This window comes from Niastella sp. OAS944 (genome assembly GCA_024809215.1).
Lineage (GTDB): Bacteria > Bacteroidota > Bacteroidia > Chitinophagales > Chitinophagaceae > Niastella.
In genome coordinates this window covers 446,797-458,230 of the sequence record JANUBW010000004.1, presented here as the reverse complement: position 1 = coordinate 458,230, position 11,434 = coordinate 446,797, and the positions used below count along the sequence as shown (strand labels likewise).

Below are 11,434 nucleotides of genomic sequence, written 5' to 3'. Positions count from 1 at the left end.
CATGCACAATAACAATAAGCGCAGGTTGCTGCCGGCAGTAATGGCCATTGCAGCATTCATACTTGTATCGTCATTTGTATTGATACAGGCAAACCGGCCAACCCTGTACATCATTGGTGATTCAACCGTAAAGAATGGCAGTGGTAAAGGCGATAGTAAATTATGGGGCTGGGGCAGCTTTATGGCCGACCGCTTCGATACAACCCGTATAGCTGTTCAAAATCATGCTATTGGTGGCAGAAGCAGCCGTACCTTTATTACCGAAGGCCGCTGGGATAAAATACTTGAAACCTTAAAGCGCGGCGATTTTGTGATCATGCAGTTCGGGCATAATGATAGCGGTCCGCTCGACGATACTGCCCGCGCCCGCGGAACTATAAAAGGAATTGGCGAAGACAGTTCTGCTATCTATAACCCTATACGTAAAGTGAATGAAGTAGTGCATACATACGGCTGGTATATGCGTAAATACATCAACGACGCCAAGGCAAAAGGCGCCATTCCTATTGTATGTTCGCCTGTGCCGCGCAATATTTATAAAAATGGAAAAACAGAACGCGCCAATGGTAGTTATGGTACATGGGCCCAGGAAGTGGCTACTGCCGGTAAAGCGTTCTTTATTCCGTTGAATGATTATATTGCCGACCGGTACGATGCACTGGGCGCCGACTCCGTTAAAAATTTCTTTCCCGGCGATCATACCCATCCTAACAGAGAAGGTTCTACCCTCAATGCCGATATGGTTGTGAAAGGCATTAAAGAGCTCAAAAAATGCGATCTTAAAAATTACCTGAAGTGATGATAATGTCTCTATATTGTAAGGGTGGGTACCCTTTTAAAAGGGTGCTTACCCTGGTTTTATTCTTTGCATTTAACTCAACCCATGCCCAATCTATTTCACTTGCCGGTAAATGGAGTTTTCAAATTGATCGAAATGATGTAGGTATACAGGAGCAATGGTTCAATAAAAAATTGTCAGACAGTACCCGGCTACCTGGTTCAATGCTTACCAACGGTAAGGGCGATAAAGTGACCCTGAATACAAAGTGGACCGGTAGTATTTACGATAGCAGTTGGTACTTCAACCCCCGAATGGAAAAGTACCGGCAACCCGATAATCTTAAATTTCCTTTCTGGCTTACGCCCGATAAGTATTATGTGGGCGCAGCCTGGTATCAGAAAGAAGTGACGGTGCCCGCCGGCTTTGCAGGTAAACATGTTGAACTGTTCCTTGAAAGATGTCATACCGAAACCATGGTTTGGGTTGATGGAAAAGAAGCAGGCATGCAAAACAGCCTGGTGGCGCCGCACGTGTATGATCTTTCGGCTTCACTAACGCCGGGCAAACACATTGTCACCATTCGTATCGATAATCGTATAAAGGCTGTTAATGTTGGTCCCGATTCGCATAGTTTAACCGACCATACCCAGGGAAACTGGAATGGCGTTATAGGTAAAATTGCATTGGAGGCAAAACCGCTGGTACATATAGCAAACGTGCAGGTATATCCTGATGTGGCCAAAAAACAGGCAATTGTATTGGTGAAATTAAAAGGAACGCAGAGTGGCACTATAAAACTGTCGCTTGCCGCCGCTGCTTTTAATACCAATGTAGCGCACCAGGTACCTGCAGTAAACCGGGTAACGGCAATTGTGGATTCCGTCACTACTGAGGAGTTTACGTTACCCATGGGTAATAAGGTACAATTGTGGGATGAGTTCACCCCCGCCTTGTATAAACTACAGGTTACCTTACAGGCGCCCAACGGACAAAAAGAGCAAAGGGAAGTGACCTTTGGTATGCGGTCATTCAAGATCGTTGGTACTGGCTTTACGATCAACGACCGGCCGGTTTTCTTACGCGGTACCGTAAATAACTGCGAGTTTCCATTGACCGGTTTTCCGCCAATGGATGAAGCCGGCTGGATAGCGCAGTTCAAAACAGCCAAAGCACATGGCTTGAACCATATGCGTTTTCATAGCTGGTGCCCGCCCGAAGCGGCATTTAAAGCGGCCGATAAAACAGGTTTTTATTTACAACCCGAAGCGCCGGGTTGGGTGAATCATGGTACCTCTATGGGCGATGGTAAACCTATTGATAAGTATTTGTATGAAGAAACCGATCGCATGGCCGATTGGTATGGTAATTATGCATCCTTCTGTATGGAAGCGCCCGGTGGTAATGAACCAGCCGGTAAAAACCAGGTAAAATTCCTTACCGACATTATTCACTACTGGCAGGCGAAAGACAAACGCCGCGTGTATACAGGTGCGTCAGTAGGTAATAGCTGGCCGCTGGTGCCCGAAAATGAATATATGGTAAAGGCCGGCGCACGTGGTTTAAGCTGGGTGAACGCAGCGCCTGAAAGCAATTCAGATTATAGCGAAACGGTTCAAAAGTTTAACGTGCCATACATAACCCATGAAATGGGGCAGTGGTGCGTATTTCCCGATTTTAATGAGATCAGTCGTTTTAACGGCGTATATAAAGAAAAGAATTTCGAATTGTTCCGCGAGTTGTTGGCCGATCATGGTATGGCCAATCAGGCCCAACAGTTTTTAATGGCCAGTGGAAAACTGCAGGTGTTGTGTTATAAAAATGAAATTGAAAAGACCATGCGTACCAAAGGGCTTGCTGGTTTTCAATTACTGGGTTTGCAGGATTTTCCCGGTCAGGGTACTGCCCTGGTAGGTATGTTGAATGCACTTTGGCAAAACAAACCTTACGTAACGCCAAAGGAAATAAGCCGTTTTTGTAATGCGGTGGTACCGCTTGTGCGCATGCCTAAATTTGTTTACACCAGTAATGAAAAGTTAACTGCGCAGGTTGAGCTGTTCAATTATGGCGTTAAAGAATTAAAGAATGCTGTGATAAACTGGGTGATAAAAGACGGCGCCGGTAAAGTGCTTGCAAAAGGCGCTTTTGATAAAAAAGATTATGTAATTGGAAATTGCCTGCCTGTTGGTACCATTGAGTTTGATCTGAAGAATGTAAAAGACCCTATGCGGTTGAACCTCGATGTGAGTGTGGCGGGTACTACTTATGGTAACGATTGGAATGTATGGGTGTTTTACGGAGAGGATGAAGATTATGCCTTTGTCAATAATGTGTACATGTGCGATACATTGGATGCAAAAGCGATTGCTACCCTTGAGAGTGGCGGCCGGGTGTTTTTACAGGCCGGTGGAAAGATTGTAAAAGGAAAAGAAGTTGTAAATTACTTTACTCCCGTATTCTGGAATACCAGCTGGTTTAAAATGCGTCCACCCCATACCCTGGGTATTGTATGTGATCCAAAGCATCCGGTATTCAACGATTTTCCGGCCACTTACCACAGCGATATGCAGTGGTGGGATGTGGTGAACAAAGCGCAGGTTATGCACCTGGAAGATTTTCCGAAAGGCTTTAAACCATTACTTCAGCCAATAGATACCTGGTTCCTGAACCGCAAACTGGCATTGGTGCTGGAAGCCAAAGTAGGGAAGGGCAAATTGTTGATGAGTAGTATTGATCTTAAGAACGTAAACGACAGGCCGGCCACAAAGCAGTTATTATTAAGTTTGATGAATTATGTACACTCTGAGAAGTTTAATCCGTCATCAACAGTTGAGCTGTCTGCCGTGCAGGCTTTGTTTACTGAACCTTCGCGCGAAACCTGGGATGGGCATACGAAGGACAGTCCGGATGAACTAAAACCGAAATTGAATTAAGCATATAAGACCTGTAAGGTCCATCACTTGAGCTTGAATAATTTTTGAGTAGACTTGGACCTGACAGGTCTGGTCAGTCTTTGTTCCGACCTGTCAGGAGCGCGTGAAACAACTGCAAAGGCAAACTCAAATGGCGCACCTTACAGGTCTTGATTTCAAATATTTTAGTAATTCGCTAATCAGGTAATTATGTTGAACAGAATGAAACTTTTATTGGCAGGTGGCTTACTGGTGACTGCTTCCGTGCAGGCGCAGAAAGCGCCCGCAAAAAAAGACGTATTGAAGGTAATGCGTTTAACCAACCAGTATTTCATGAACAAGTGGCCCGACCCAGGTAAAAGCATTGTAACCAACCGGGAGCGCCCCAGCAATATTTGGACGCGCGCCGTGTATTACGAAGGGCTCATGGCTTTATATGCTGTAGATAAAAAGAAAGATTATCTTAATTATGCCATCGACTGGGGTACCAAACACAATTGGGGCCTGCGCGATGGGGTAAAAACCCGTAATGCCGATAACCAGTGCTGTGGTCAAACCTATATTGACCTGTACCTGATGGATAAAAAAGAAGAACGCATAAAAGACATAAAAGAGTCCATTGATATAATGAAGGGTACCGAAAAGGTAGACGACTGGAACTGGATAGATGCCCTGCAAATGGCTATGCCGGTATTTGTGCGTTTAGGTGTTATATACAACGACACCAGCTACTTCAGCCGTATGTATGAAATGTATGCTTTCAGTAAATACAAACACGGCGGCAATGGATTGTACAACCAGACTGATAAGCTTTGGTGGCGCGATAAGGATTTCGTTCCCCCATATAAAGAGCCTAATGGCGATGATTGCTACTGGAGCCGGGGCAATGGCTGGGTGGTAGCTGCCTTGGTTCGCACCCTGCAAATGTTACCAAAGACCGATTCTCACTATAATGAGTATTTGCAGGATTATAAAGACATGCTGAAAGCGGTTCTTCCCCTGCAGCGTACCGATGGTTTTTGGAACGCGAGCCTGGCCGATTCAACCAATTATGGCGGTAAAGAACTTACCGGTACTGCGTTGTTTGTTTATGGTATGGCCTGGGGCATTAACAATAATATCATTGATAAAGCAACCTACTGGCCTGCGATGTTAAAAGCATGGAACGCCATGATGAAAGATTGTATTCACCCCGATGGTATGCTGGGTTATGTACAGGGAACTGGTAAAGAACCAAAGGACGGCCAGCCGGTAACCTATGATAAGATCCCCGATTTTGAAGATTATGGTTTAGGTTGTTTCTTGTTGGCTGGAAGTGAGATGGTTAAGTTGAAGTAAAGTTGACGAGTAATACAAGTCTCGCGAGGGCGCATTGCCGATTGCCGATTCACGATTGCCGAAGAAGCGAGTCTTAATGTTCAGCAACCCTTTCACGTTTCACGTTTGCCGTTTTACGATAAACAAAAAACCTCACGATGTACATCGTGAGGTTTTTTGTTTATTTCATTACCGTAGAATCAACTACCAGAACTTAACATACAACGCAGCCAGTAACATTAATGTAATTACAATTAATGCAATAGTGCGGTTATCAAGTTTCAGTAAGCTTTTATCGGTCACAAATGCTTTCGGATTTATTTTAGGACCTGCAAGGCTGATACCAACCATGGCAGCTACTGTAATAACAAACGACCAACCCATGTTGATAAGGAAGGGAATCTCAGTTATTGTAATAACCTGTCCTTTTTCCAGTTTCTCATAAGTATAAGCCGTATACAGCAAGGTTTCTTTACCAAAGATGCCAACTGCATAGTTATTGAAGAAGATGGCGAGCACAAAACCCAGTACCACACCCACAATAGCAGCAGTACCTGTAGTGCGTTTCCAGAACATACCTAACAGGAACATGGCGAATACACCCGGGCTAATAAAACCGGTGTATTTCTGAATGAAGGTAAAACCACCTTCGCCACCTATACCCAACAGATCGTTCCAGGTAAACAAAATAGCCAGTATGATAGCGGCTAATACCGTATACCGGCCCATGATCACCAGTTTCTTTTCGTCATCATTCTTGCCGAAATACTTATGATATATATCGAGTGTGAAGATGGTAGAGATACTATTCAGTTTTCCGGCCAAAGAAGCCACGATGGCAGCTGTAAGCGCAGCGATAGACAGACCTTTCAAACCTGAAGGCAAAAAGCCCAGAACGGCTGAATAAGCACCGTCTTTAATACCATTGAAATTAGGCAGCGCATTGTGTTTATGTAAAACATAAGCCGCGATACCAGGCAACATTACGATCACCGGCATCATCAGTTTCAACATACCGGCGAAGATAAGACCGGTACGGGCCGTTTTCAGATCGGCGCCCAATGCGCGTTGAGTAATGTACTGGTTACAACCCCAGTAGTTGAGGTTCACGATCCACTGACCGGCGAAGTACATAGCGATACCAGGTAACACCACATATTTTTGAATATCCAGGTTATGGGCATCATTGATTGTAGCTGTAGTGGCTGCCGGCTTGGGCAATATCATTTTAAAATGTTCCGGCGAATCGTTCATCAGGGCTTTAAAACCGGCGATGGCGCTATCGCTGCCAGTCAGTTTTACACCAACAACAGTCAATGCCAGGTAAGTGGTAGCTAAACCACCAATGATTAATACGGCCACCTGAATTACGTCGGTATAACCAATAACCTTCATACCACCCAATGTGATCACCAGCGCAAATACCGCCAGGCCGATCATAATAAGGTGTAAAATATTTTGGAACTCAGGCGTACCGGCTGTAGCATCGCCCACCAGGCCGGTGATAGCGGTAGCGCCCAGGTAAAGAATAGAGGTGAGGTTAACGAGGATGTACAGGAATAACCAGAAAATGGCCATGATCAATGCCACCGTATCGTTGTAACGGGTTTTCAGGAACTGGGGCATGGTGTAGATCTTGTTCTTGAGGTACACCGGCATAAACCATACGGCAATGATGATAAGGGCTATTGCAGCGATCCATTCATAAGCTGCAACCGCAGTACCAACAAAAAAACCTTCACCACTCATTCCAATGAACTGCTCAGCAGAGATATTGGAAGCGATCAGCGAAGCACCAATGGCCCACCAGGTTAATGAACCTTCCGCCAGGAAGAAAGCCTTTGAGTCGTGTTCTGCGGTCTTTCTTTTCCTGTAAACATAGTAGCCATAGCTGGCCACCAATATGAAGTAAAGGACGAAAATAATGTAGTCAATTGACGAAAGCGTGTTCATAGTGGGCTGCAAAAGTTTTTAAAGAATGAATGTTTGTTGTTATTTAGGCGCTTTTTCCGCTTTTATTTGCGAAAACTTCACCATTTTGGTGAAGTTTTCGCAATTGAGGCTGCAATATGTGGAATTATTTTTAAATCGAGTGACGATAATACAGATCATTCCATCTTAATTGATTCTTAATATCGTACAAATTGCTGTTTTTGCCGATCAATAAGAACTCAACTCCCGCCATTTCAGCAAAATCTTCCATATGTTCTACGGTCAGGTTCTGGCTGTAGCCGGTGTGGTGAGCACCGCCCGCCAAAATCCATGCTGCACAACCTGTTTTCATATCAGGGTAGGGTTTCCACAATACACGCGCAACCGGTAATTTAGGCAGGCTTTCAATTGGGTCAACAGCTACCACTTCATTCACGATCAGTCTGAAACGGTTACCCATATCAACAATAGAGGCGTTCAGGGCCGGACCGCTGCCTGCGTTAAATACCAGGCGAACAGGGTCGCTTTTGCCACCAATACCCAGTGGGTGAATTTCAACAGTTGGTTTGTCGTTGGCGATGGAAGGACAGATCTCCAGCATGTGAGAACCCAGTACCAGTGCGTTATTGGGGTCAAAATGGTAGGTATAATCTTCCATAAATGAGTTACCGCCTTTAAGTCCGGTTGCCATTACTTTCATGGCGCGCACCAGGGCAGAAGTTTTCCAGTCGCCTTCGCCACCAAAACCGTAACCTTCGGCCATCAGGCGTTGAGAAGCGATACCAGGTAATTGCACCATGCCATGCAGGTCTTCAAAAGTATCGGTATAACCTTTGAAATTACCCGCTTTCAGGAAGTTGCGCATCCCGATCTCGATCTTAGCGGCTTCGCGCAGTTCTTTATGACGTTCACCACCCTTGCGAAGGGGAGCCTGTACGGTATATATATCTTCATATAAAGCGGCTGTTTCGGTAATAGCGGTGTCGCTCACATCATTGATCACTTTTACCAGGTCGCCAATACCATAACCGTTTACAGAATAGCCAAATTTCAGTTCAGCTTCAACCTTATCGCCTTCGGTAACTGCTACCTGGCGCATGTTGTCGCCAAAGCGGCAGAAGCGGGCGTTTTGCCAGTCGTTCCAGCCGGCGGCAGCGCGCATCCAAACACTTACGCTGTTTATAACCTGGGCTTCCTGCCAGTGGCCAACAACCACTTTTCTATTCAAACGCATGCGGCTAACCATAAAGCCGAACTCACGGTCGCCATGGGCGCTTTGGTTCAGGTTCATGAAGTCCATATCGATGCTGCTCCAGGGAATATCACGGTTAAACTGGGTGTGCAGGTGTAACAGGGGTTTTTGCAACACTTTCAAACCGCCGATCCACATTTTAGCGGGGGAGAAGGTGTGCATCCAGGCAATGATACCAATACAGGTAGTAGTTGTATTTGCTTCCTGGCAAACCTGGTAAATTTCTTCGGGCGATTTAACTACAGGTTTAAAAACAACCCGTACCGGAATGGCTGGGTCTTTATCAATTGATTTGGCAATTTGCATTGAGTGTTCGGCAACCTGTTTCAGGGTTTCTTCGCCGTACAGGTGCTGGCTGCCTGTTACAAACCAAACTTCCAGTTTTTTCAGATCTTCCATAATGCGTATTTATTGTGCAATCGTCAGTTTTCGACGTAATGCTATTGTTAATGTGATAATTTGCTAATATGCTAATGTGATATTGAAATACAAAGGTTCTACTGACCATAATAAGCATCTTTACCATGCTTACGCTGCCAGTGTTTTTCAATAAGCGCATCTTTTAACCGGGGCGCTTTTGGGTTAATTTGTTCGGTGAGATAAGCCATACGGGCTACTTCTTCCAAAACAGCGGCGTTGTATACGGCTTTGTCGCCATTTTTACCCCAGGCAAATGGCGCGTGGTTGCCCACCAGGATCATTTCCACTTCCTCGTACGACAGTTTTCTTTCCCTGAAACAATTGATGATCTGGTAGCCGGTCTCATACTCATAGTTCCCTTTTATCATGTCATCGCTCATGGGCGGTGCGCAGGGAATATCTACCGTGTTATGATCGGCATGGGTAGTGCCAAAGATGGGAATATCGCGTTGCGCCTGTGCCCACGCTGTAGCATAAGTGCTGTGCGTATGAACAATTGCGCCGATTTTATCCCATACTTTATATAATACGGCGTGTGTTTTTGTGTCGCTTGAAGGGCGCAGATCGCCAGAGATGATGTTGCCATCGAAATCAACGATCACCATCTTTTCAGGGGTGAGGTCCTTATAGGGAACACCGCTTGGCTTAATAGCAAAAACGCCGAGCGCTCTGTCGGCTACACTTACATTACCAAAAGTGAATAATACCAGGTTAAGTTCTGGTAGCTGCATATTGGCTTTGTAACAGGCGTCTTGTATGTGTTGATACTTGCTCATGATAGGGAAAGTGTTTCAGGTTACAAGTTGCAGGTTGCAAGGACTTGTATTTGTATTCCCTGTAACCTGCAACTTGAAACCTGTAACCTGTATTTAATTTGACAATGCTTTTTCTTTTGATTTAGCTTTCACGGTACTCTCAACAAACCCACCCAGATTGTGATACTTTTTGTAGCGGGCTGCGTACAGGGCTACTTTCGATTTGTCGGGGTAGTAAGTGGTATCGAAGCCCTGGCCCATGGCATTCATGGCGTCTTCTACCTTATTATATATACCTGCAGCAGTAGCGGCAAACATAGCGGCGCCAAGGGCGCAGGTTTGTTCTGATTTATGAATGCGGATAGGCATGTTCATAACGTCGGCCATCATTTGCATAATGAACGGCGATTTTTTGGCCACACCACCCAGTCCTATCAACCCTTTTACCGGAACACCTTCGTTGTTGAAGCGGTCAACAATGGCTTTAGCGCCAAAGCAGGTAGCTTCTACAATAGCTCTGAAGATACGTGGTGCATCGCTGCCAAGATTGAGGCCGGTAATGGCGCCTTTCAGCTCCTGGCTGGCATCGGGGGTACGACGGCCATTGAACCAGTCAACTGCCAGTTCGCTGTTCTCATCGATCTCTATTTGCGCTGCCTGTTTACTTAATTCGGGGATCAGCTTGTCGGCAGTTTCCTCAATAATAGCTTTGGCAGTTTCTGTATTTACGATAGTCGACTGACCTAATACATGTTGTAAAGGCCAGGTAAGCACTTGTTTGAACCAGGCGTATGCATCGCCAAAGGCGCTTTGTCCGGCTTCCAGCCCCATCATGCCGGGGATCACAGAACCAGGCACCTGTCCGCAAATACCTTTCACCAGTTTGCCTTCTACTTCTTTCAGTGGTGCTACCAGCATATCGCAGGTAGAGGTACCCATTACCTTGCTCAGGTGGTAGGGTTCAATTTGTCCGCCTACGGCGCCCATATGGGCGTCAAAAGCGCCAACACCGATCACCACGTCGGTAGAAAGTCCCAGTTTTTCGGCCCATTCTTTACTTAATGTGCCGGCAGCCTGGTCAGATGTATATGTTTTTGAGAAAAGTCTTTCGGTAAATCCGGTTAACAACGGATCAAGATCGGTAAAGAATTGTTCAGGAGGTAAGCCGCCGAATTCAGCAGCCCACAGGGCTTTGTGCCCGGCTGAACATACGCCGCGTTTCATGTCAGCAACTTTTTTGCCGCCTGTTAACACGAAGGGGATCCAATCGCAATGTTCAACCCATGAATGACATGCTTCACGTACCTCGCTGTCTTCACGCAAAACGTGCAACAGCTTGGCCCAGAACCATTCTGAAGAATAAATACCACCTACATATTGCAGGTAGTTGATATCGTATTTTTCAGCATGCGCATTGATCTCGGCTGCTTCGGGAACCGATGTATGGTCTTTCCACAGCACGAACATGGCGTTGGGGTTCTTTTCAAAACGCGGCAACAGGGCGAGGGGCGTGCCGGTTTCGTCTACCGCTACGGGTGTACTACCAGTTGTGTCCACTGAAATGGCCCTGATGTTGGCCGTTACTGAAGGGCCCGCCTGCAGTAAGCAACGGGTAATGGTTTGTTCCAGGCCTTCCAGGTAGTCGAGCGGATGCTGTCTGAACTGGTTAACACCCGGGTTACAATACAATCCGTCTTTCCAGCGGGGATAATAAAATACTGCAGATGCTACTTCCTGCCCATTGGCAGCGTTGGCGATGATTGACCGCACTGAATCGGTGCCATAGTCAACCCCTATTACATAATTTTCTTTTTTCATATCGGCAACTAAAACAGTTGTGTTTTTATTGAAGACCCGATTGGGATGAAGAGCGGTAAAGGTATTGCCTGGATCGCCCTCGTGTCCCATTTCGTGTCAAAATAACAATTAAAGAATGTATCCACAAAAATTACTTATGCTACCGGTGGGGAAATATCAGGGTAAACCTGTAGAAAGGGCTAGGAAAAGCTACTTTTTTAACAATTGGGGGCTGTTTTGCTTGCTTGGGGCTTTGAAAGGGTGGCAAAAA

At 45.8% G+C, this 11,434-nt stretch carries 7 protein-coding genes; 3 read left to right on the top strand and 4 right to left on the bottom strand.

The window, feature by feature from the left end; translation table 11 throughout:
• Window position 1 precedes the first annotated feature (1 nt).
• The 3 genes from GGD38_RS20105 to GGD38_RS20095 all read left to right on the top strand — a co-directional run bounded on the left by GGD38_RS20105 (window position 2) and on the right by GGD38_RS20095 (window position 5,028).
• Complete coding sequence (locus GGD38_RS20105) at window positions 2-799, top strand: rhamnogalacturonan acetylesterase (protein ID WP_375303869.1); 798 nt, start codon at window positions 2-4, stop codon at window positions 797-799.
• Window positions 799-3,711: a sugar-binding domain-containing protein gene (locus GGD38_RS20100; RefSeq protein ID WP_375302184.1), complete on the top strand. Its 2,913-nt coding sequence runs from the start codon at window positions 799-801 to the stop codon at window positions 3,709-3,711. Before GGD38_RS20105 ends, GGD38_RS20100 begins: the two co-directional genes overlap by 1 nt.
• A gap of 201 nt (window positions 3,712-3,912) precedes the next feature.
• Window positions 3,913-5,028, top strand: a complete 1,116-nt coding sequence (locus GGD38_RS20095) for a glycoside hydrolase family 88 protein (protein WP_375302183.1) — start codon at window positions 3,913-3,915, stop codon at window positions 5,026-5,028.
• A gap of 183 nt (window positions 5,029-5,211) precedes the next feature.
• Here the strand turns inward: GGD38_RS20095 and GGD38_RS20090 are convergent, their stop codons facing one another.
• The 4 genes from GGD38_RS20090 to GGD38_RS20075 all read right to left on the bottom strand — a co-directional run bounded on the left by GGD38_RS20090 (window position 5,212) and on the right by GGD38_RS20075 (window position 11,184).
• Window positions 5,212-6,960: a sodium/solute symporter gene (locus GGD38_RS20090; protein WP_375302182.1), complete on the bottom strand. Its 1,749-nt coding sequence runs from the start codon at window positions 6,958-6,960 to the stop codon at window positions 5,212-5,214.
• 130 nt (window positions 6,961-7,090) lie between these two features.
• Window positions 7,091-8,590 carry an L-arabinose isomerase gene (araA, locus tag GGD38_RS20085; protein ID WP_375302181.1) on the bottom strand — a complete coding sequence of 500 codons (1,500 nt, stop codon included), beginning with the start codon at window positions 8,588-8,590 and terminating at the stop codon, window positions 7,091-7,093.
• 98 nt (window positions 8,591-8,688) lie between these two features.
• On the bottom strand, window positions 8,689-9,387 hold the full coding sequence (locus GGD38_RS20080) for an L-ribulose-5-phosphate 4-epimerase (RefSeq protein ID WP_375302180.1): 699 nt from the start codon (window positions 9,385-9,387) through the stop codon (window positions 8,689-8,691).
• A 93-nt stretch (window positions 9,388-9,480) separates the two neighbouring features.
• Entirely contained in the window at window positions 9,481-11,184 is a 1,704-nt protein-coding gene (locus GGD38_RS20075) for a ribulokinase (RefSeq protein WP_375302179.1), read from the bottom strand.
• Between the last annotated feature and the right edge of the window lie 250 nt (window positions 11,185-11,434).

What these genes read in the sequence shown, in the direction of transcription:
- GGD38_RS20105 (WP_375303869.1), top strand. Translation starts at nt 2, where the DNA reads ATGCACAATAACAATAAGCGCAGGTTGCTGCCGGCAGTAATGGCCATT.
- GGD38_RS20100 (WP_375302184.1), top strand. Translation starts at nt 799, where the DNA reads ATGATAATGTCTCTATATTGTAAGGGTGGGTACCCTTTTAAAAGGGTG.
- GGD38_RS20095 (WP_375302183.1), top strand. Translation starts at nt 3,913, where the DNA reads ATGAAACTTTTATTGGCAGGTGGCTTACTGGTGACTGCTTCCGTGCAG.
- GGD38_RS20090 (WP_375302182.1), bottom strand. Translation starts at nt 6,960, where the DNA reads ATGAACACGCTTTCGTCAATTGACTACATTATTTTCGTCCTTTACTTC.
- araA (WP_375302181.1), bottom strand. Translation starts at nt 8,590, where the DNA reads ATGGAAGATCTGAAAAAACTGGAAGTTTGGTTTGTAACAGGCAGCCAG.
- GGD38_RS20080 (WP_375302180.1), bottom strand. Translation starts at nt 9,387, where the DNA reads ATGAGCAAGTATCAACACATACAAGACGCCTGTTACAAAGCCAATATG.
- GGD38_RS20075 (WP_375302179.1), bottom strand. Translation starts at nt 11,184, where the DNA reads ATGAAAAAAGAAAATTATGTAATAGGGGTTGACTATGGCACCGATTCA.